The following is a 20,611-nucleotide window of genomic DNA, read 5'->3' as shown; positions in this document are numbered from 1 at the left end:
GAGCGCCGCTTCCCCTCGGGTCGAGGGCAGAGGCCCGGCCTTGCGACCGGGCGGGGGCTCAGTTGGCCCCCATCTCCTTGGCCCAGTTGTCGGCGGTCGCGGTCTTGGCGGCGCCTTGTTCTTCCAGCGTCGGGAAGACGGCTTTGGCATAGGCCTCGGCCGGGGGCAGCTTGGCCATCAGTTCGGCAGGCAGCGTGCCAGCCTTGGCCATCGCGTTGAAGCGGATCGGGTGGCAATAGCCCGAGAGCCAGCCGTTCTGGCCCTCGTCGGAATAGAGGTATTCCATCCAGAGCTTGGCAGCATTGACATGCGGCGCATAGGCCGAGATCGCCTGGACATAGACGCCGGCGATGACCGAATCCGACGGGATGACGACGTCAACCGGCGGGTTGCCGGCCAGCTTGTCGCGCATGGCGAGCAGGTTGTAGTCCCAGTCGAAATAGACCGGCGTCGTGCCTTGCGCGAGGTTCTGGGCCGAGCCATTGACCGGCACCAGATTGCCCGAGGCCTTGAGGTCCTTCATGAAGGCGATACCTGCGTCCAGCGCCTTGGCGCCGGACAGTTTCGCATCGCTCGACAGACCGGCGGCATAGACCGTCATCATCGAGGAGTTGCCGGTGCGCGGGTCGCCCGGCATCGCGACCGAATTCGCGAATTTCGGATCTTTCAGGTCGGCGAAGCTTTTCGGCGCGTCCTTCACGACATCCTTGTTCACGCCCATCGCCAGCACGCCGTAGTAGTCGCCGTACCAGTAGCCCTCGGCATCCTTGACCGAATCCGGAATGTCGGCCCAGGTCGAGACCTTGTAGGGCTGGATCAGGCCGTCTTTCTTGGCCGAGGGGCCAAAGCTCAGACCCACGTCGATGACGTCGGGGGCTTGCGGGCCGGTGTTGCCCTTGTTGGCCTTGATCGCCTCGATCTCGTCGCCCGAACCGGCGTTGGGGTTCAGCTCGTTGACGGTGATGTCCGGATACTTCTTCTTGAAGCCCTCGATCACGGCGCCGTAGTTGCACCAGTCATGCGGCAGGGCGATCACGGTCAGCGCGCCCTCTTTCTTGGCGGCGGCTTCCAGATCAGCCATCGCATCGGCATGGGCGAGGCCCGCGGCCATCATGGCCAAGAGGCTGGCGCCGGCGAAAAGACCCTTTTGGGTGGACATGTCGTACTCCTGTTCTTTCAAGCAATCCCTGCGCCAGGGGCCTGCGTACGGCAGGCGGCAGCCAAGGCGCGGTGTGGTTCAGCTCACCGGGCGTCGGTACGCCGCCGATGTGACGGCAGGGCATCAGTTTGATCAAAGATTTGCGACAGTTGCCGGGGCTGCGCGTGGCCAGGGCAAAGCACTCTCCCCCTGGCTGTGCGGCCTGCAGGCCTGGGGCGTAAATCGCGGCGGGGGAACCCAAATCTGCGCGCGGCGTTGAGCATTGGGCAGCCCGAACCGCCGCGGCCTGACCATGGTGCTTGAACGGTGGCTTAGGAAACTCCGTGTCCCAGCAGGTAAAATTGCTCTCGGTCAGTTCGGCCGTCCCTCCCCACATGGTGACCCAGCTTGAGGCCGCGAAAGTCGCACATGACGCTTTCGGCGCACGCTTCGATGACTTCGCCCGGATGGTCAGCGTGTTTGAAAGCGCCGGAATCCTGCGCCGCTATCTGACCCAACCGCTGGAGTGGTATTTGCAGCCCCTGGGCTGGGAGGCGCGCAATGCGGCCTATCTGGACGGCGCGCGCAATCTGTTCGTGGAGGCGGCGTCCAAGGCGCTGACCGCAGCGGGCGTGACGGCTGCGGCGGTGGATACGGTCGTGACCATCTCTTCAACAGGCCTCGCCACGCCGAGCATCGACGCCCGCGCCGCCGAGATCCTGGGCTTTCGCAGCGATGTGGAGCGGGTGCCGGTCTTTGGCCTTGGCTGCGCGGGCGGGGTAACGGGGCTGGGGCTGGGCGCCAGGCTCGCGCAGTCGCGGCCGGGCAGCATTGTTCTGGTCGTGGCGGTGGAGCTTTGCTCGGTCGCCTTCCGGATGGACAAGCTGACCAAGGAGAACATCGTGGCGACGGCGCTGTTCGGCGACGGGGGAGCGGCCTGTGTGCTGCGCGCCGGGACCGGCGGCCTCGCGCAGGTCGAGATGGCGGGTCAGCACACCTGGCCCGGCACGCTGGACATCATGGGCTGGAACGTCGATGACACCGGGCTTGGTGTGATCTTCGACCGCGCCATCCCGCCCTTTGCCGAGGCCAATATCGCGCCGGCGCTGTCGGGCATTCTGGCCCGCGGTGGGCTGGCCTTGGGCGATGTCGACCGCTTCGCCTGCCATCCCGGCGGGTCCAAGGTCATCACCGCGCTCGAACGCGCGCTGGCCCTGGAGCAGGGCGCGCTGGACCATGAACGCACGGTTCTGGCCGATTACGGCAACATGTCCGCCCCGACCGCCCTTTTCGTGCTGGAGCGGCTGGTGCAGGCGGGCCTGCCGCAGCGCACGCTGCTTACCGCGATGGGGCCGGGCTTCACCGCCAGCTGCGTCTCGCTACAGGCCGCCGCATGAGCCCCGCCGAGGTCTTGCTTGCGCTGGTCGCGCTGGGGCGGCTCGGAGAGCTTTGGCTGGCGCGGCGCAACACAAGGGCCCTGAAGGCGCAGGGCGCTTATGAGGTGGCGCCGGGCCATTACCCGCTGATCGTCGCCCTCCACGCCTCCTGGCTGGTGATCCTGTGGCTGTACGGCGCGGACAACCCGGTCAATCTGGTGTGGCTCACGGTGTTTCTGGTGCTGCAGGTGCTGCGGGTCTGGGTTCTTTCGACGCTGGGGCCGCGCTGGACGACGCGGATCATCGTTCTGCCGGGGGAGCCTCTGGTTTCGCGCGGGCCTTACCGTTTCCTGAACCACCCGAATTATCTGGTGGTGGTGGGCGAGATGGCGGTGCTGCCGCTGTGCCTTGGCCTGCCTTGGGCGGCCGCGCTGTTCAGCGTGCTGAACGCCGCGGTTCTGGCCATCCGCATCCGGGCCGAGAACGCCGGATTGCGGCGAGGCACGCGCAATGCAGCAGCCTGAGGCCGCAAGCGGAGAGACGGTCCGCCCCGCCACCTGGCTGGGGTTTGCCGCCATGTGCATCGGCATGTTCATGGCCATTCTGGATGTGCAGATCGTCGCCACCTCGTTGCCGACGATCCAGGCCGCGCTGAACATCGCACCCGATCAGATGAGCTGGGTACAGACCGCCTATCTGATCGCGGAAGTGATCGCGATTCCGCTGACCGGCCTGCTGATGCGGATGCTGACGATGCGCTGGCTTTTCGTGACGGCGGTGGCGCTGTTCACGCTTGCCTCGGTCGGCTGCGCGGCCTCGGGCAGTTTTGCGGCGCTGGTGGCCTGGCGGGTGCTGCAGGGACTGGCGGGCGGCACGCTGATTCCAGCGGTCTTTGCGGCGGTGTTTCTGCTTTTTCCGCAGCGCCGGCAGGGGGTGGCCACCACACTGGCCGGGGTTCTGGCCGTGCTGGCGCCCACGGTTGGCCCGGTAATCGGCGGCTGGATCACCGAGACCTATTCCTGGCATTGGCTGTTCCTGATCAACGTGGCCCCCGGCCTTCTCGCCATCCTGATCGGGGCCTTTGTCCTGCCGCGCGAGGCGGCGCGGCTGTCGCTGATCCGCTCGGTCGATCTATTGGCGCTGGGTCTGCTGGCCCTGGCTTTGGCCGCCCTGGAGATCGCCTTGAAAGAGGCGCCCCACCGCGGCTGGCTGTCCGGGCTGGTGCTGGGGCTTCTGGCGCTTGCCGTGGTCAGCGGAGCGGGCTTTGTGCGGCGCAGCCTGTGGGGGCACAGCCGGGTTGTCGATCTGCGCACCTTCACCGACCGCAGCTTTGCGCTTGGCAGCATGCTCAGCTTCGTTCTGGGCGTCGGACTCTTCGGCTCGGTCTATCTGATGCCGGTGTTTCTGGCCTTCGTCCGCGGGCATGGCGCGTTCCAGATCGGCACCATCATGCTGGTCACCGGGGTTGCGCAGCTTCTGATGGCGCCGGTTGCCGTGGCGCTGGAGCAGCGGGCGGATGCGCGGGTGCTGACCGCTTTCGGCTTTGGTCTTTTCGCCATCGGGCTGGGGATGAGCGGTTTCCAGACGCCCGAGACGGATTCCGCCGGCATGTTCTGGCCGCAGGTCCTGCGCGGCCTTGCGATCATGTTCTGCCTTCTGCCGCCGACGCGTCTGGCGCTGGGGCATCTGGCAGCCGAGCGGGTTCCCGATGCCAGCGGCCTGTTCAACCTGATGCGCAATCTGGGCGGCGCCATCGGGCTCGCCCTGATCGACACGGTGATTTACGCCCGTGCGCCGGTCCACGCGCAGGATCTGATGGCGCGCCTGCAGAGCGGGGATACGGAGGCGGCGCAATTCGTCGGAATCCCCGCCGAGATCTTTGCGGCGATGCCGCCCGGCCCGCCCGATGCCCCGACCCAGGCGCTGCTGGCCCCCCTGCTGGAGAAAGCCGCGCTCACCGCGGCGATCAACGATGCCTGGCTGATGATCGCGGCTTTGACTCTGGCGGCGCTGCTCTGCGTGCCATTCGCGCGCCGGGCCGCTGCGGGTGTTGAAAAGGTCTTGTAAACGCGGCACAAGGCATCCATATACCATCCATACAGATGGTTAATGGAGGGCACATGCCGAAACCAACCCTGGTCGCCGCGTCCAAAGTGCCTGATTCTGAAAAGTTGACCATCAACCTCGGTTATGTCGACTTGGGCCAGATCGAGCTTCTGGTACAGGAAGGTTTCTATTCCAACCGCAGCGATTTCATCCGCACCGCGATCCGCAACCAGATCGAGCGGCATGCCGAGACGGTGCGCCAGCTGGTCACCCGCAAAAGCGTGGATCTGGGGGTGCGCCATATCACCCGGGCCGAGCTTGCGACGGCAGAGGCGGCGGGCCAGATGCTGGACATCCGGGTTCTGGGCCTTGCCGTGGTGGCCCCGGACATTTCGGCCGAACTGGCGCGCGCCACGATCGCCGCGCTGAACGTCCTTGGCGCGCTGCAGGCCAGCGAGGCGGTCAAGACCGCCCTGGCAGACCGGATCAGCTGATCCTCCTTTTTTTTCAAGAAAGCACTCCGATGACCACTCCTTTCAAACGCGGCATGGCCAAGGCCGCCGAACTGACCCGCTCCGGCAAGCTGAAAGAGGCGACGGAGGCGATCCAGGCCCTGCTGACCGGCGGCAAGTCCGAGGCCAAGCCCCCGGAAACCGGCGCCACCATTGACGGCACCTTCACCCGGCTCGGGCCCGATACCGCCCCGCCAAAGGGCGCCCCGCCCAAAGCGGCCGCGCCTAAAGCCACCCCGCCTAAAACCTCCAGACCGCGCGCAGCTGTCAGCCCGCTTGCCGAAACGCTGCGCAAGATCGCGGCGGGCGGGATGCCGGCGCGCGGCCCGCTGGCCAGCGCGGGGCCGATCCCTGCGGGGGCAGAGTTCCTGTCGCTGACCCACAGCAGCCCGAAAGGCAGCCGCAGCTACCGGCTCTACATCCCCGCCAACCGCGCCAAACTGCCGATGCCCGTCGTCGTCATGCTGCACGGCTGCACCCAAAGCCCGGAGGATTTCGCGGCCGGCACCGGGATGAATGCCCTGGCCGAGGAATTCGGCTGCCTGATCGCCTATCCGGCGCAGCCTTCGGGGGCCAATGCGCAGAAATGCTGGAACTGGTATCGCCCCGAGGACCAGTACCGCGACCGCGGTGAACCCGCGCTGATCGCCGGTCTGACCCGCGACATCTGGCGCGACCATCACGGCGATCCGGCGCGCACCTATGTGGCCGGCCTCTCGGCGGGCGGGGCGGCGGCGGTTGTGGTCGCCGCGGCCTACCCCGAGATCTTCAGCGCCGTCGGCGTGCATTCCGGCCTGCCCGCGGGCGGGGCGCAGGACATCCCCTCGGCCTTCGCGGCGATGCGGGGCGGCGCGACCGGCAAGCCGCACCGGACCATCCTGCCGACCGTGGTCTTTCAGGGCATGGCCGACAGCACGGTGCATCCGAACAACGGTGCTGCCGTGCTGGCCCAGGCGCTGCACGCGATGCCCGCCCTGCAGGCCACGACCCGGCAGGATGTCTCGGACGGCGGGCGCCGCTACCGTGCCACGCGCCACAAGCATCCCGATGGCCGCAGCCTGGCCGAATATTGGGAGATCGACGGCATGGGCCACGCCTGGGCCGGGGGCCAGTCCGCCGGCAGCTACACCGACCCCGAAGGCCCCGACGCCTCCCGCGAGATGCTGCGGTTCTTCCTGCAGCACCACAAGAGCTGACCAAAGAGGGGGGATTAATTGCGATCCTGAGGGAACAACTCACAGAGTAGTGCGTTGAGGCCGCGAGTGTTTCAACAACAGGAGGCCACTGTGGGTATCATCTGGACCATCATCATCGGTTTTGTGGCGGGCGTGATCGCCAAATTCGTGACCCCGGGCAGCAACGAGCCCTCGGGTTTCATCCTGACCGCGATCCTGGGCATCGTCGGCGCCTTTGTGGCGACCTATCTGGGTCAAAGCCTCGGCTGGTATGCACCGGGTGAAGGCGCGGGTCTGCTGGGTGCCGTCGTCGGCGCTTGTATCGTTCTTCTGATCTGGGGGTTCATGCGCAAGCGCGCGTGACCCCGGAATCCCATTGGCGGAGAGACATCATGTCAAGATCGACCCCTTCCTTGCTTGCCCTGCTTGGACTGGCCGCCGTTGCTGGCTACCAGAACCGTGACCGGATCAGCGACATGCTCGCCGAAGCCCGGCAAAAGGCCTCTGCAGCCGGGTCCGCACCCGGATCTGCGCCCGGATCCACGGCAACGCCCGGCGGCGGCGGGTTTCTGGCCGAGATCGGCCAGTTCCTGAACGCCAACCACCTGTCCACCGCCCTGAACGATCTGGTGGACCGGTTCAAGGCCGCTGGTCCTGCCGATACCGCGCACAGCTGGGTGTCGGACAAGGACAACATGCCGATTGCCACTGACGACCTTGCCGCCGCGCTCGGCCCCGACACGCTGGACGAACTTGCCCGGAAGACCGGCCTGCGGCGCGACGACCTGCTCGCGCGCCTGAAGGTGGCGCTTCCCGAGATGGTGAACGGCTTCACCCCGCAGGGGCGCATTCCTACCGACGAAGAGGCGCGAAGCCTCGTCTGAGGTCCCACGTTCTGAAGCCCTAAGACTGGCGCCTCTCGTCCGGGCCACCTTGCTCCATCCAATGCCGCGGGCGGGAACGCCTCCCCCGCCCCGGTCTTTAAGATACATCACCCCGGAAGCGGCGCTTTTTGCCGCTTCCGGGGTGATGCGCATTTCAGGCCGCGGCGTCAGGCTTCCGATGACACGAGATGCAGTTCGGTCCTTCTGCCGCTTGCCACGTCGAAGGCCGAAAGCCGTTCCGGCATGACATGCAGATCGAGCGCCTGGCCCGGCGCGGCCGGAAATTCGGCCGGCAGGGTCGCGGTCAGCGGTGTACCGGCGAAATCCAGGCTGATGATCTGCTCGGGGCCGGTCAGCTCCACCATGGTGATCACGCCGGGCAACGTCAGGCAGCCTGGCATCGGGGTGGGCTTCAGCGCCTCGGGGCGGATGCCCACGACGACATCCGCCGCAGGCGGCTTGCAAGCCAGCACGGTCTGCGACGAGCCAAGGCGCAGACCGTGGCTGACCTGGGTGGTGGGCAGCATGTTCATCGGCGGCGCGCCGATGAACTCGGCCACAAAGCGGGTGGCGGGGCGGTTGTAGATCTCGGCGGGCGTGCCCAGTTGCTCGATCCTTCCGCCGTTCATCACGGCAATCCTCGTGGCCAGCGTCATCGCCTCGATCTGGTCATGGGTGACATAGACCACGGTCACCTGCAGCATCTGGTGTAGACGCTTGATCTCGTGGCGCATTTCCATCCGCAGCTTGGCGTCGAGGTTGGACAAAGGCTCGTCAAACAGGAAGAGCTTGGGCTGCCGCACCATGGCGCGCCCAATCGCCACGCGCTGGCGCTGGCCGCCCGACAGATCGCCGGGCTTGCGGTCCAAGAGGTGTTCGATCTGCAGCATCCGCGCCGCCTCGGCCACGGCCTTGTCGCGGGTGGCGCGGTCGACGTTGCGCATCTCCAGCCCGAAGCCGATGTTGCGCGCCACGCTGAGGTTCGGGTAAAGCGCATAGGACTGAAAAACCATCGCGATATCGCGGTCCTTCGGATGCACGCCGTTCAGCACCCGACCATCCAGCACGATCTGCCCCTCGGTCGTGTCGGCCAGGCCGGAGATCATGCTCAGAAGCGTGGACTTGCCGCAGCCCGAGGCGCCCAGCAGCACCAGAAACTCCCCCGAGCTGAGGCTGAGGTCGATGCCCTTCAGCGCCTGCATGGTGCCAAAGGACTTGTGGATGCCTTTGAGTTCAAGCGTGCTCATGCCAGGACCTCCTGCAAAGTGTAACAACGGGGAGAGGTGGAAACCGCGCAAGAGGCCGTGGCCACCGCATGGTTTAGCGCCTGCGCCAGGGTCGTGCCGTGCGCCAGGGCGGCCAGGAAGGCCGCGTTGAACACATCCCCCGCGCCGATCGTATCGCAGACGGTGACTTTCGGAGCCATAGCGGCGGCAAACTGCCCGACATGCAGGGCCATCGCCCCCTTCGGCCCCAGCTTGACCACCGCGATGCCATCGGCCGGCAGAAGGCCGGCCAGCGCCTCAAGCGCCGCGCGGGCATCGGGGGCGCCGGTCAGGTTCATCGCCTCGACCTCGTTCAACAGGACCATCGTGCTGCGTTCGACCCAGGACAGGACGCGGGCACGGACCGGCGCGGTCCAACCCTCGACCGGCCAGCCGGTGTCCAGCGCCACCTTCACCCCGGCCTGATCGGCGCGGTCGAACAGACGGTCATAGTCCGCAACCAGCCGATCCATCAGGAAACAGCCGCAGAGCAACAGCGTACCGCCCTTGAGCCGCGCCCAGTCGATCTGGCCATCCACCTCGGCCCAGGTCAGTTCGGGCAGGTGGCCCCGGGTGCTGAGGAAGGTCCTTTCGCCGTCCGGATGGGTCACGCCCACGGAAAGCGCGGTCTTGGCGCTGCTTTTTGTCCAGCCATCCGCGACCGGGCCAAAGCCCGCGCGCAGCCAGTCGCCGAAATGATCCGAGCCAGTGCTGGCCGCACATTGGAAGGGCAGGCCCAAGGCTTGCCAGGCCAAAGCGACATTGCCCGCCGCCCCGCCGACGCGCAGCTCGTCCTGCGGGCAAAGCACTTCCGAACCCGGAGCAGGCCAGGGCGCCACCGGCCCGAGGATCAGGTCCACATTCACATTGCCAACCGTGGCAAGAGGGCTTTGCATCGTCATTCGACTTTCGTCACTTTCGAACAGCGCAGCGGCGTGCCGACATCGGCCACGCGCGAGGCTGCGAAATCCACCATGAACCGCTGCGCCGCCGGCAGCAGCGCAAACGAGGCCGCAAGGCCCGCGCTGGTCTTGCACGGCACCGTCAGCGCCCCTGTCACAGGCGGCAGGCCCGAGGCGTCAAAGATCACCAAAGGCGAGGCGCTTGAGGCCAGAACAAATTCCGCAAGGCTGGTGACATAGGTGGCCGAGGCATCGGCATCGCGGAACATGACCACACCGACCTCTGGCCCCAGCATCTCCACCGGGCCGTGGCGCAACTGGCCGCCCTCCAGGCTGAAACAGGGCAGCCTCGACAATTCGGTCAGGCCAAGGGCGATGGCCTCCGCCACGCCCTGCTGCGCGCGGCCCGAAGTGACGATGGTCCGCACCCCCGCCATGGCGGCGACGGCGGCGGCCACGTCGGTCACCTGCGGCGCTGTCAGCACAGCCAAAGTCGCGGCCAGATCGGCGCCCAGCGCCTGCAAAACCGCGGCATGCAAGGCGAGCGTCACGGTCAGGGACCTTGTCGCCGCAAAGGGAATCTCCGACCCGCCCGCACCGACCAGACAGGTCGCGAGCCGGGCGAGGGAGGATTTCGGCTCCATCGTCAGGCCAAAGGTGTCCTGCGGCGCGTGGCCTTCGGCGAACCAGCGCAGCACCTCGGCGCTTTCGCCCGATTGCGAAGAAACGATCACCGTGCGCCCGATCAGGGTCAGGGGCTTGTCGAGCTGTTCAGACAGGGGCAAAGTCACGGCGTCAATGCCCAAGGCACGGTAGCAGGGCTCCAGAGCGCGGCCCACAGCGTGTGATCCGCCCATGCCGAGCATTACCAAACGTTGGTTCTCTTTTATCGTTGCCGCAATCGCGGCGGCCTGTTCGCGGTTCTGGGTGATGGTGTCGCGGCTGTCATCCATCTGGCGCGCCATCTCGGCATAAAGCGCCTCAAGCACCAGGTTCTGGGTTGCGGTATGGGTTGTCATCCTTTGACACCTCCGTTGGTCAGCCCGGAAATCAGGGCGCGTTGCATGAGAATGCCGATCAGCACCGGCGGCAGGGCGGCGATCACCCCGGCGGCGGCGATCATCCCGTAGTCCGACACGCGCCCTCCCGCGAGGTCGGCAATCGCCACGGTGATCGTCTTGGCCTGTTCGGTGGAGGTGAAGAGGAGCGCGTAGAAGAACTCGTCCCAGGCCAGCAGGAAGGCGAAGATCAGCGCGGTGGCGATTACGGGCATGGCCAGCGGCAGGATTACGATGCGCAACATCTGGTCCAGCCGCGCGCCGTCAATCGCCGCCGCTTGTTCCAGATCGCGGGGGATCGGGTCGAAACCGGCTTTCAGCAGCCAGGTGACAAAGGGCGCGAGGATGGAAAGGTAGACCAGCGCCAGCCCGAAGACATTGTTCAGCAGGCCAAATTTCGACAGGATCAGGTACAAGGGGACCGACAGCGCCACCGGCGGCAGCATATAGGTCGCAATCACCCCGCCCAGCGTCCAGCCCAGCTGCGGATGGCGCGAAGCCGCCCAACCCGCCGGCACCCCCACGGCGAGTGCCGCCAGCGTTGCCATGCCCGCCACCTTCAGGCTGTTGCCCAGCGAGGCCAGGAACGCCGCCCCCGCCGAACCCTCATCCCGGCTGAGAAGGGTGGCATAGCGCGAGAAGTCCAGCGCCTCGGGCCACCAGTGCAGGGGCTTGGCCGACAGGTCGGCACTGGAGGATATGCTCATCACGAAGAGCCAGGCGAGGGGGGCCAGGATGATCAGCGCCACGGCCAAGGCCATAATGTGAACGAAGATTTGGAAACCGCGCGATTGACGTTCCATCACCGCCCCTCCCCCGCCAGACGCCGCATCAACATCAGATAAGCCACCGCCAGAACCGTGATCATCAGGGTGATCATCAAGGCCAGCGAGGCGCCCGAACCGGCCCTCTGAAAGGCGAAGGCCTCTTGATAGACCAGGATCGACAGGCTGCGCGTCGTGTTGGCCGGGCCGCCTCGGGTCATGATCCAAATGAGGTCAAAGACCTTGACCGCCTCGATCGTGCGCAGGACCAACGCCACCAGAAGGGGCCCGACCAGATAGGGCATTGTCACATAGCGGAACCGCCGCCAGACATTGGCGCCATCCGAAATCGCCGCCGCCCTGATGTCATTCGGGATCGCCTGCAGCGCGGCCAGGGCGATCAGCGCCACCAGCGGAAAGTTCTTCCAGACATCCGCCACGATCAGCGCCACCATGGCGGAGTCCGGTTCCCCCAGCCAGGAGCGGTAGTCGGTCATCAACCCCATCCCGGTCAGCGCCGCATTCAGCGCGCCATATTCGGGGTTGTAGATCAGCCGCCAGAGCGTCGCATTGACCACCGTGGGCAGGGCCCAGGGCAGGATCATCAGCGCGCGCAGCACGGTGCGTCCATAGAATTGCTGGTTCAGAAGCAGGGCCACCAGCACGCCCAGCACCAGTTCGGCACTCACCGACCACAGGCTGAACTTCAACGTCGTGAAGAAAGCCGTATGCAGGCTCGCGCTGCCCAGAAGCTTGATATAGTTCTGCAAACCCACAAAAGCGCCACCAGTCCCCACCAGCTTGGCATCGCTGAAGGACAGGCGGATGGTGTCGATCAGCGGCCAGCCGATGACGGCCAGCATCACCAGAAGCAGGGGCAGCATCAGGAACCAGACACGCGGGGAAAGGCGTTCCGTGGACATCTCGTATGGCCTTGTCAGATGGGGAGAGGGTCTTGGCCGGCCCTAAGGCCCGGCGGGTCCTGCGCCGCAGGATTGCTGCGGCGCAGGGTCAGGCTCAGAGCCCGCTGTTTTCAGCGGCACCTTTCAGCGCCTCTTCCGGGGCAGAGTTGCCGAGGAGCGCTTCCTGGATGGCCTGTTGCAGGGCCAGCGACATTTCCTGATACTTCGGCGTCATCGGGCGCGGATACATCGCGGCAAGGCCGGTCTTGGCGGCAGCGATCAGCTCTTCCTGGCCCTTGGTCACTTCGGGATCGGTGTAGGAGCTGGCCCAGATCGGCAGGCTCAGCTTGGCATAGGCGTTCTGCACCTTTTGCGAGGTCATGTAAGTGATGTAATCCCAGGCCTCGCCCTGATGCTGCGAGGTCGAGGTAATCCCCAGCCCCATCGAGCCGTTGACGGCCGAAACCTCCGACACACCCTCGACGCCCGGCGCGGGCACCACGCCCACCTCGCCGGCGACCTTGCTTTCCTTGGGGTCATTGGCGAGGTTGTACATATAGGTCCAGTTCAGCGCGAAAGCCGCGTCGCCGTTCTGGAAGACCTTGCGGACGTCTTCTTCAAGGAATTCTTTCGAGTTCGGGTTGGTCAGACCGCTGTTATAGCTGTCGACCATGTAATTCAGTGCCGCCAGCCCGCCGCCGGTCTGGAAATCCGGCTTGCCGTCCTTGATGAAATCGCCGCCATTGGCGCTGAGGAGCGTGGTATAGTCGCAGATCGCGGCCTCGGCCTGCGACCAGCTCCAGGCGATGGGGAATTTGACGATGCCGGCGTCCTTGATCTTCTGGGCATCGGCCTTCAGCTCGGCCCAGGTCTTGGGCGGCGTGTCGATCCCTGCCTTCTTCAGCATGGCCTTATTATAGAACAGATATTTGGTATCGAGGATCCAGGGCATGCCATAGGACTTGCCGTCATAGGCGACCGTGGTCCAGGCACCGGGCAGGACGCCGGATTTCATCTCGGGCGTGATCTTGTCGGTGACATCGACCAGGACCTTGTTCGTGGCATATTCGGCCGGCCAGATCACGTCGAACAGCACGACGTCATAGCCGCCGCCCGCGCCCTGCGACAGGACGGTCTTGTCGTGCAGCCCTTCGTAGGGGACGAATTCAAGGTGCACCTTCACATCCGGATGCGCGGCCTCATAGGCCGTGGTCATCGCGCGGATGTCGTCTTCGCTATAGGCCGCCTGCGCCATGAACAGCGCGTTCAGCGTCGTCTCGGCCTGGGCCAGGCCGGTCAGCCCGAAAAGGGCGGTCGCGGCAAGCAGCGGCGCGTGCAAGGGGGATTTCATGGGTCTCTCCTGTTGGATCGGTGGGAGCGCATCTGCCGGACCCTCCTCTGCGGGTATTTAGTCCAACTGATGGACTTAATAATTGCGCCCAGCTTCGTGACATGTCAATGTCTTTTTCATGAAGGCGAAACCCACTCCCATCCGGGCCATGTCCGGCACCAGCGCCGGGGCTGCGGCGGTCCACAACCGGCGTGTCGTGATCGACGCGCTGCGCAGCAATGGCGCCCTGTCGCGGGCCGATCTGGCGCGGGCCACGCTGCTCACCAAGCAGACCCTGTCCAACATCATCGAAGAGCTGGAGCGTGACGGTCTGGTCACCGCCGGCGAGACGGTGAAAGAGGGGCGCGGCAAGCCGGCCCTGCCCTATCACCTGGCGCCGACCGGGGCCTATTCGATCGGGGTGCAGATCGACCGCCATGTGGCAAGAGCGGTGGTGGTCAACCTGGTGGGCGAGGTGGTGCTACGCCGCAGCCTGAAGATCGGGCTGAGCGACCCGCAGGCGGGGATGGAGCAGCTGGCGCTTCTGGTCGCCGGGTGCCGCGCCGATCTTGCCACCCTCCACCCCGGATCGGCCGAGCGCACCGTGGGCCTTGGCATCGCGATGCCCGGCCCCTTCGGCCCGCAGCCTGCGGGTCTGGGGGAGGATGACTATACCATGGCGCGCTGGCAGGGCTTTCCGCTTGGACCGGAGCTGGCGGCGCATTCCGGCCTTGAGGTGAACGTGCAGAACGACGCCTCTGCCGCCGCCACGGCGGAGCGGATGACGGGCAAGGCGCATGGCCTGCGCAACGGCGTCTGTCTTTATCTGGGCTATGGGCTTGGCGCGGGGCTGATCCTGAACCGCGACCTCTTCAACGGGCGCTTCGGCAATGCCGGAGAGATCGGGATGATCCGCGATCTTGGCGCCGAGGGCCCCGCTTCGGTGATGGAGCGTGCGGTGGCGCTCGGCAGTTTCTGCGCGCGCTTCGGCCTCGATTATTCCGACGAGGCCCTGTTCGGCCAGATCGAGGCGCTGCTGCGCCAGCCGCCCGAGGGCCTGACCGCGTGGCTGGACGAGGCCGCCCGCCGTCTGGGCTGGCTGGCGGGCATCCTGCAACTGCTTTTGGACCCTGATGCGGTGATCCTTTGCGGCACCGCCCCGCCGGCGCTGATCCAGGCGCTTGCCGCACGGGTGAACGCGCAAAGCGGCCCGATGGGCGGCCAGCCGCGCCGCCTGCCGCTGCTGGTCGGGCGCGGCGATCCCTGGATCGTGGCCACCGGCGCCGCAGCCGAGCCGATCAGCCGCAACTTCGACCCAAACTACGCCGCCATCCTGAAAAGCTGAACCCCGCCGCCCCGGCAGAAAGGGGATGCCGCGCCATTGAAATCAGTGCAGGATCGCCCAGGTAAGCCACTATGGCGATGACAATACAGGAGCGGATTCATGGCGGCCCTTCCCTTTGACGAGACCGAGATCGAAGAACTGGTCCTGCGCTTCAACGCGGTGATGGCCAAGGAAGGCGCGGATTTCCCCGACCTTGACGGCAATGCCACCGATGACGAGGTGGCCGAGACCTTGCAGGAGACCGAGGGTGATCTGAGCCGCGACGAGATCACGCAAGAGATCGAAAGCATGAACGATGAACAGAAAGACGCCCTTGTTGCCCTGTTCTGGATCGGCCGCGGCGATGCCGAACCCGAGGAGTGGGAAGAGACCAAGGCCCTCGCCCGCCAGCAGCATGACGGCCTGGTCAGCCGCTATCTGCTTGGCCAGCCGGAAGTGGGCGAGTTTCTGACCGAGGGTCTGGAGAAGATGCTGGAATACGGCGTCGATTGACGCCGCCTAAGCCGACCGCCCGTCTTTACAGCCGCAGCGCGGCGGCAGGGCGCCATGCCGGCGGACCGTTGGCACGCATTAGCTGCGCAAGCTGGCCAGAAGGTGCTCCATTTCGCGAAACGGCAAGAACATGCGTGTTTGCCGCGCCATGACCCGCGATGGGGTGACGGGGCAGCGCCCCTATGGTTGATGGGCCGTGCCGGGGTGCGGTCCGTACCTTGGCCGCATCTCGCAAGAAGGCAGGCCCTGCATGTCGGACAGACCGGATTTCCCCTTCTACGCTGCGCCGCCCGTCGGGCTGGACGGCAGGGGATGGCTGATCGTGATGGCCGCACAGGCGCTGGCCTTCGCGGCCCTGATCGGCGTGCCGATCTATGACTTTCCGCAGAACCTGATCCCGGCGCTGCTGTTTCTGGCGATTCCCCTGGTCGCGCTGCGCTCGGTCGCCGGTGCGCGGTGGACGGCGCTGTTTCGCCCCGTCGAGTGGCGACAGATCGGGCAGATGGTCATCTTCGGCCTGCTGACGCTTGGCGCCTCTCTGGCCATCGGGCTGATCCTGACCAAGTACTTCACCTTCAGCCAGAACCCGCAGCTGGAGGCCATCGGCCGCATGTCGGGCGGTGCGCTGGTCCGGATGATGATCCCGACCCTGCCCCAGCTGATCGGCGAGGAGCTTCTGGGCATTCTGCCCTTCCTCGCCGTGCTGTGGCTTTGTGTCACGCGCCTCGGCCTGCCGCGGCTTGTCGGGATCGTTGCGGCGCTCCTGGCCTCTGCCCTGATCTTCGGGGCGGCCCATCTGCCGACCTATGACTGGAACTGGGGCCAGGCGCTTCTGGGGATTGGCACCGCGCGGATCGTCCTGACACTCGCCTATGTCGCGACCCGCAACCTGTGGGTCGCGGCGGGCGCGCATATCCTGAACGATTGGACCAGCTTTCTGTTTGCCTTCGCGCTGGGTCATGCCCAGTTCGGCACCGCCTCCTGACCGGGGCTGCGGGATCGGCCCGCTCCGACCCCGATCTACGCCTGACTCCGGTCAAGAACCGCCGCCACCAGCTGGACCTCGACCGGCGCATTGCCGGGCAGCGTCGCCACGCCGACCGCAGCCCTTGCCCCGATGCCGCAGGGGCCAAGCTCTTGCACCAGGAAAGCCGAGGCGAAATCGGCGAGGGCGGCGTGCCTTGTGAACCCCGCCTCTGCCGCGATGAAGACGGTGAGGGACAGGACCGCGCCAAGCGCCTCGCCGGGCTGCAGAAGGCTGCGGGCGGCGGTCAGGGCATTGCCGCAGGCCAGTTCAACCGCCGTCTGATGCCGGGCCAGATCATCATGCGCGCCGACTGGCCCGGTAAACAGCAAGACGCCCTCCCGGCGCGGCGTCATGCCTGCGGTAAAGATCAGCGCGCCGTGCCGGGTTGCGGGCACATAATTGCCCTGCGGCACCGGCAGGCCCTGCCCCTTCGCGGTGCTCATGCGCGGTACCGTTCGACCAAGGCGGCCAGCCGCTGCACCGCCTGCACCGCAGCCGCATGATCCTGCGAGAAGTTCAGGCGCAGGCTGTTTGCGGCATGCGGGCTGAACTCGGTCCCTGGCGTTACGACCACCCCGGCCTGCAGCCGCACCAGGCGGACGAAATCGGCATAGGACACCGACAGCTCCGGCAGCGCGGGGAAAAGGTAGCTGCCCGCCTCGGGTGTGCGGGCCGTCACACCGGGCACCGCGCGCAGGATCTGCAGCAGATCGTCGCGGATCGCCTGATGCTGGGCAATCCGCGCGGTCAGCCAGCCTGCAGGTTCGTTGAACCACTGGCGCAGCACAGCCTGGCTGTAGCCGCCCGCCCGCAAGGAGACGATGGCCTGCAGCTTCTCCATCCGGGTGATGACCTCCGACGGGCCGAAGGCCACGCCCAGACGATAGCCGCTGAGCGACTCCGTCTTCGACGGTCCCATGATGGTGATGACATTCGGCGCCTCTGCCCGCGGATGGGTGTAGCTGCTGCCGGTGAAAAGCTGGCGGGCATAAAGCTGGTCGACGATCACCGTGGCACCATAGCGGCCTGAAAGGGCGGCGATCTCGGCAATCTCCGCGGCCGAATAGATCACGCCCGCCGGGTTGTTCGGGTTGGAGAACAGGAACAGCTTCGCCCCGGCCTTGAAGGCGTCTTCCAACTGGCCCAAGTCCAGCCCGGCGCGGCCCACGCTGCCGGCATAGTCCATGCGGACCGGCAGGATCTCGCCCTCAAAGAACTCCACCAGCTTGCGGTTGGCGAAATAGTCGGGCTGGACGATGGCCACCTTGTCCCCGCGCGAAACGGTGCTCGCGACGGCCAAAAACAGGGCACCCTGCGTGCCGGGCGTGATGATCAACCCGTCGCGCGCATCGACCGGCGCGCCGGTGAAGGCGGCCAGACGCGCGGCCACCGTCTCGCGGATACCCATGTCGCCCCGGTATTCGGTATAGGCCTGCCTGCCCCCCAATGCGACGCCTTCGCTGAACAGCTCGAAGGACCCGGGCGGCGGCGGAAAGGCATCGACATCGCCATGCGAGAAATCGACCGGCCGACCCTCCAACGCCGCGCCCCGCATCAGGCTCTCAATCCCGGCCGTCTGCTGGCGCCCTTCCTGACCCGGGGCGTTGTCGGTGGCCAGACGGCTGAATTTGCTTTGGATGGACATGGCGTGCTCCTGCGATGGGGGGAAGCCTTCGGGTGGGCCTTTGACCGAGCGAGTGTAGGTCAACCGGGGGAGGGACGAAACACCCTGCATCGCGTCTTTGGGAGGCGGGAAAACCTTTCCGGCGACGCGCTTTTCGGAAGACAATGTCGCGGTGGCGGCGGCAAGCCGGGCCGTTCGCAACCTTAATTAACCTTGCTTAACTTGGATCACATCCGCGTGTGCCCCTAGGATCATTCAACGGTGGCGCAGATCGCGAGCCATTCTTTTCAAGGGGATATGACATGAAGCGACTGATTGTGATGGCCGTGGCCTGCACTGCGTTTGTCACCCCGGCGGTGGCGCAGACCACATGCCCGAAGCCGGTCGAGCGCCCTGCCGCCTTCTCGGTTCCGGTGATCCATTACAAGACGGCGGATATCGACGGCGTGAAGGTCTTTTACCGCGAGGCCGGCCCTGCAGATGCCCCGGTCGTGCTGCTGCTGCACGGCTTTCCGACCTCGTCGCATATGTTTCGCAACCTGATCCCGCTGCTTGCCGACCGCTTTCATGTGATCGCGCCCGACTATCCCGGTTTCGGACAAAGCGATGCGCCGGATCATGCGAAGTTCGAATACAGCTTTGCGCATATGGCTGACATCATGGAGAAATTGACCGTGGCGCTCGGCGTCGATCACTACAGCATGTATGTGATGGATTATGGCGCGCCCATCGGCTACCGGCTCGCCCTCAAGCACCCGGAGCGGGTTCAGACCCTGATCGTCCAGAACGGCAATGCCTATACCGAGGGGCTTGCCGCCTTCTGGGACCCGATCAAGGTCTATTGGGCCGATCAGACGCAGGCCAACCGCGATGCGCTCAACGGGCTGGTCACGCCAGAGATCACGAAGTTTCAATACACTGACGGCATGGGCGATGTGGCCCGGATAAGCCCGGACAACTGGACGATTGACCAGTCCTTGCTGGACCGCCCCGGCAACCGCGACATCCAGCTTGACATGTTTCGCGACTACGGCACCAACCTGCCGCTGTACCCGGACTTTCAGGCCTTCTTCCGCGACAAGAAGCCGCCGACGCTGATTGTCTGGGGCAAGAACGACGTGATCTTCCCCGAGGCCGGCGCGCATCCCTACCTGCGCGACCTGCCGGATGCCGAGATGCATATTCTGGACTCCGGCCATTTCGCGCTGGAGGACAGGCTGGATGTGATGGCCCCGCTGATCCACGACTTCCTCGACAGGAAGCTGTGCTCCTGAGCGGCAAGGCGCTGCACCGGACTCCCCTATTTCATGAAAGGAAAGACGATGGCTGACGCTGGTCAATTCCCGCAAGGCGTTTCGGTGGTTCTGGTGCACGGTGCCTTTGTCGATGGCTCGGGGTGGCGGGCCGTCCACGACTGTCTTTCCGCCAAAGGCTATGAGGTTCTGGTGGTGCAAAACCCGACCCTGACCCTGCAGGGCGATGTTGATGCGACACGGCGCGCGATTGTCACCGCCCGGCATCCCGTGGTTCTGGTCGGCCACAGCTATGGCGGCGCCGTGGTGACCGAAGCGGGCGGTGACACCAAGGTGAAGGCGATTGCCTATATCGCGGCCTTCGCGCCGGATCTGGGCGAGTCGGTGGCCTCGCTCAGCGCGGCGCCAGCCGAACCGGGCGAGGCGACAGCCCCCGTCCTGCCGCCGCAGGATGGGTTCCTGATCGTCGACCCCGCGAAGTTCCCGCAGGCTTTTGCGGCGGATGTCGAACAGGCGATCACCCGGTTCATGGCCATATCGCAGGTGCCCTGGGGTCTGGGGGCCGTGACGGGAGAGATCACCCACGTCGGCTGGCGCGAAAAGCCCACGCATTATATCGTTGCAACTGCCGATCAGATGATTCCGCCGCGCGCGCAGAGGATGATGGCGGGACGGATCGGCGCCAAGGTTGTCGAAATCGCCAGCAGTCACGCGGTGATGCTTTCGCATCCGCAAGAGGTCGCCGCCATTATCGAAGCCGCAGCCACCGCGAGCTGAACCTCATCAACGGGAGAATGACCATGAGCCCCGCCCCCGCCACAAAATCGAGCCTTCTGCCCACCGGTGGCGGTGCCGCCCTGATGGATCCTTCCGACACCGTGGTCCTGTTGCTGGATCATCAGTCCGGCCTGTTCCAGACCGTCAAGGATATCCCCGTCGCCGACCTGCGCCGGAATGTCGAGATGATCGCCAGGCTTTGCACCCTCCTGAAGATCCCGGTGATCACCACCGCCTCGGAGCCTGCGGGCACCAATGGACCCCTGATGCCGGAGATCCACCTCCACGCCCCGCACGCGGTCTATGTCGCCCGCAAGGGCGAGGTGAACGCCTGGGACAACCCGGATTTCGTGGCCGAGGTGATAAAGTCGGGCCGCAAGACCCTGGTGATGGCCGGGGTCTGGACCAGTGTCTGCGTGATGTTCCCGGCACTCGATGCCGTGGTGGCGGGCTTTGATGTCTACGCGGTGATCGATGCGTCCGGCGACCCCAGCGAGATGGCCTCGCGCACCTCGCTCGCGCGGTTCGTGCAGGGCGGCGTGAAGCCCACGACGACCAACGCCCTCCTGTCCGAACTGCACCGCACCTGGGCGCGGCCGGAGGCCGGGGATCTGGCCCAGCTTTACGGGCTCGTCTCGCCCAATTACGCGGCCGTCATCGAAAGCTATGTGGCGGCCCAGCGGGCGGCCCGGACTTAAGGGGCACCGGGGCGGCATCGCTCGGCAGGAATTGCCAGATATC

The 20,611-nt window shown here is 65.9% G+C and carries 22 protein-coding genes; 13 read left to right on the top strand and 9 right to left on the bottom strand.

Features of this window, described 5'->3' with window-relative positions; genetic code table 11:
- Positions 1-58: 58 nt before the first annotated feature.
- Positions 59-1,159 (bottom strand): ABC transporter substrate-binding protein, encoded by a 1,101-nt coding sequence (locus tag AC1DVR_RS09915; RefSeq protein WP_478000399.1) that lies wholly within the window; start codon positions 1,157-1,159, stop codon positions 59-61.
- A 374-nt stretch (positions 1,160-1,533) separates the two neighbouring features.
- On the opposite strand from AC1DVR_RS09915, the gene AC1DVR_RS09910 reads away from it, so the two are divergent.
- The 7 genes from AC1DVR_RS09910 to AC1DVR_RS09880 all read left to right on the top strand — a co-directional run bounded on the left by AC1DVR_RS09910 (position 1,534) and on the right by AC1DVR_RS09880 (position 7,131).
- Positions 1,534-2,535, top strand: coding sequence for a type III polyketide synthase (locus AC1DVR_RS09910; RefSeq protein WP_478000661.1), 1,002 nt, complete (start codon positions 1,534-1,536; stop codon positions 2,533-2,535).
- A complete protein-coding gene (locus tag AC1DVR_RS09905) occupies positions 2,532-3,038 on the top strand; it encodes an isoprenylcysteine carboxyl methyltransferase family protein (RefSeq protein WP_478000398.1) in 507 nt (168 codons plus the stop codon). Before AC1DVR_RS09910 ends, AC1DVR_RS09905 begins: the two co-directional genes overlap by 4 nt.
- On the top strand, positions 3,025-4,581 hold the full coding sequence (locus AC1DVR_RS09900; protein ID WP_478000397.1) for a DHA2 family efflux MFS transporter permease subunit: 1,557 nt from the start codon (positions 3,025-3,027) through the stop codon (positions 4,579-4,581). Before AC1DVR_RS09905 ends, AC1DVR_RS09900 begins: the two co-directional genes overlap by 14 nt.
- Positions 4,582-4,634: 53 nt before the next feature.
- Positions 4,635-5,054 (top strand): CopG family transcriptional regulator, encoded by a 420-nt coding sequence (locus tag AC1DVR_RS09895; RefSeq protein ID WP_478000396.1) that lies wholly within the window; start codon positions 4,635-4,637, stop codon positions 5,052-5,054.
- A gap of 29 nt (positions 5,055-5,083) precedes the next feature.
- Positions 5,084-6,268, top strand: a complete 1,185-nt coding sequence (locus AC1DVR_RS09890; RefSeq protein WP_478000395.1) for an extracellular catalytic domain type 1 short-chain-length polyhydroxyalkanoate depolymerase — start codon at positions 5,084-5,086, stop codon at positions 6,266-6,268.
- 90 nt (positions 6,269-6,358) lie between these two features.
- Positions 6,359-6,610, top strand: coding sequence for a GlsB/YeaQ/YmgE family stress response membrane protein (locus AC1DVR_RS09885; protein ID WP_478000394.1), 252 nt, complete (start codon positions 6,359-6,361; stop codon positions 6,608-6,610).
- 29 nt (positions 6,611-6,639) lie between these two features.
- Entirely contained in the window at positions 6,640-7,131 is a 492-nt protein-coding gene (locus AC1DVR_RS09880) for a YidB family protein (RefSeq protein WP_478000393.1), read from the top strand.
- A 167-nt stretch (positions 7,132-7,298) separates the two neighbouring features.
- Here the strand turns inward: AC1DVR_RS09880 and AC1DVR_RS09875 are convergent, their stop codons facing one another.
- The 6 genes from AC1DVR_RS09875 to AC1DVR_RS09850 form a co-directional block, all read right to left on the bottom strand.
- Positions 7,299-8,378 carry an ABC transporter ATP-binding protein gene (locus AC1DVR_RS09875; protein WP_478000392.1) on the bottom strand — a complete coding sequence of 360 codons (1,080 nt, stop codon included), beginning with the start codon at positions 8,376-8,378 and terminating at the stop codon, positions 7,299-7,301.
- Entirely contained in the window at positions 8,375-9,298 is a 924-nt protein-coding gene (locus AC1DVR_RS09870) for a carbohydrate kinase family protein (protein ID WP_478000391.1), read from the bottom strand. Before AC1DVR_RS09870 ends, AC1DVR_RS09875 begins: the two co-directional genes overlap by 4 nt.
- Positions 9,295-10,317, bottom strand: coding sequence for an SIS domain-containing protein (locus AC1DVR_RS09865; RefSeq protein ID WP_478000390.1), 1,023 nt, complete (start codon positions 10,315-10,317; stop codon positions 9,295-9,297). Before AC1DVR_RS09865 ends, AC1DVR_RS09870 begins: the two co-directional genes overlap by 4 nt.
- Complete coding sequence (locus AC1DVR_RS09860) at positions 10,314-11,159, bottom strand: carbohydrate ABC transporter permease (RefSeq protein ID WP_478000389.1); 846 nt, start codon at positions 11,157-11,159, stop codon at positions 10,314-10,316. Before AC1DVR_RS09860 ends, AC1DVR_RS09865 begins: the two co-directional genes overlap by 4 nt.
- Positions 11,159-12,043, bottom strand: a complete 885-nt coding sequence (locus tag AC1DVR_RS09855) for a carbohydrate ABC transporter permease (protein WP_478000388.1) — start codon at positions 12,041-12,043, stop codon at positions 11,159-11,161. Before AC1DVR_RS09855 ends, AC1DVR_RS09860 begins: the two co-directional genes overlap by 1 nt.
- Before the next feature lie 94 nt (positions 12,044-12,137).
- Positions 12,138-13,373: an extracellular solute-binding protein gene (locus AC1DVR_RS09850; protein WP_478000387.1), complete on the bottom strand. Its 1,236-nt coding sequence runs from the start codon at positions 13,371-13,373 to the stop codon at positions 12,138-12,140.
- A 118-nt stretch (positions 13,374-13,491) separates the two neighbouring features.
- Here AC1DVR_RS09850 and AC1DVR_RS09845 point away from each other — a divergent pair, with 118 nt between their 5' ends.
- The 3 genes from AC1DVR_RS09845 to AC1DVR_RS09835 all read left to right on the top strand — a co-directional run bounded on the left by AC1DVR_RS09845 (position 13,492) and on the right by AC1DVR_RS09835 (position 16,174).
- On the top strand, positions 13,492-14,697 hold the full coding sequence (locus AC1DVR_RS09845; protein ID WP_478000386.1) for an ROK family transcriptional regulator: 1,206 nt from the start codon (positions 13,492-13,494) through the stop codon (positions 14,695-14,697).
- Between the two features lie 99 nt (positions 14,698-14,796).
- Complete coding sequence (locus AC1DVR_RS09840) at positions 14,797-15,189, top strand: DUF3775 domain-containing protein (RefSeq protein WP_478000385.1); 393 nt, start codon at positions 14,797-14,799, stop codon at positions 15,187-15,189.
- A gap of 250 nt (positions 15,190-15,439) precedes the next feature.
- Positions 15,440-16,174 (top strand): lysostaphin resistance A-like protein, encoded by a 735-nt coding sequence (locus AC1DVR_RS09835; protein WP_478000384.1) that lies wholly within the window; start codon positions 15,440-15,442, stop codon positions 16,172-16,174.
- Between the two features lie 35 nt (positions 16,175-16,209).
- Here AC1DVR_RS09835 and AC1DVR_RS09830 read toward each other — a convergent pair whose 3' ends face one another.
- Both AC1DVR_RS09830 and AC1DVR_RS09825 read right to left on the bottom strand, forming a co-directional pair.
- Complete coding sequence (locus AC1DVR_RS09830) at positions 16,210-16,659, bottom strand: RidA family protein (RefSeq protein WP_478000383.1); 450 nt, start codon at positions 16,657-16,659, stop codon at positions 16,210-16,212.
- Positions 16,656-17,861 carry a pyridoxal phosphate-dependent aminotransferase gene (locus tag AC1DVR_RS09825; protein ID WP_478000382.1) on the bottom strand — a complete coding sequence of 402 codons (1,206 nt, stop codon included), beginning with the start codon at positions 17,859-17,861 and terminating at the stop codon, positions 16,656-16,658. The genes AC1DVR_RS09830 and AC1DVR_RS09825 overlap by 4 nt, the downstream gene beginning before the upstream one ends.
- A gap of 281 nt (positions 17,862-18,142) precedes the next feature.
- Here AC1DVR_RS09825 and AC1DVR_RS09820 point away from each other — a divergent pair, with 281 nt between their 5' ends.
- The 3 genes from AC1DVR_RS09820 to AC1DVR_RS09810 are packed head-to-tail and all read left to right on the top strand — an operon-like array spanning position 18,143 to position 20,568.
- A complete protein-coding gene (locus AC1DVR_RS09820) occupies positions 18,143-19,114 on the top strand; it encodes an alpha/beta fold hydrolase (RefSeq protein ID WP_478000381.1) in 972 nt (323 codons plus the stop codon).
- 48 nt (positions 19,115-19,162) lie between these two features.
- Positions 19,163-19,870, top strand: coding sequence for an alpha/beta hydrolase (locus AC1DVR_RS09815; protein WP_478000380.1), 708 nt, complete (start codon positions 19,163-19,165; stop codon positions 19,868-19,870).
- A gap of 23 nt (positions 19,871-19,893) precedes the next feature.
- Positions 19,894-20,568, top strand: a complete 675-nt coding sequence (locus AC1DVR_RS09810) for an isochorismatase family protein (RefSeq protein ID WP_478000379.1) — start codon at positions 19,894-19,896, stop codon at positions 20,566-20,568.
- The last annotated feature ends 43 nt before the right edge of the window (positions 20,569-20,611 follow it).

The organism is Rhodobacter sp. P2_H5 (assembly GCF_056403335.1).
Note: the sequence above shows the minus strand (reverse complement) of the source record. Positions and strands in the feature narration are given on the sequence as shown.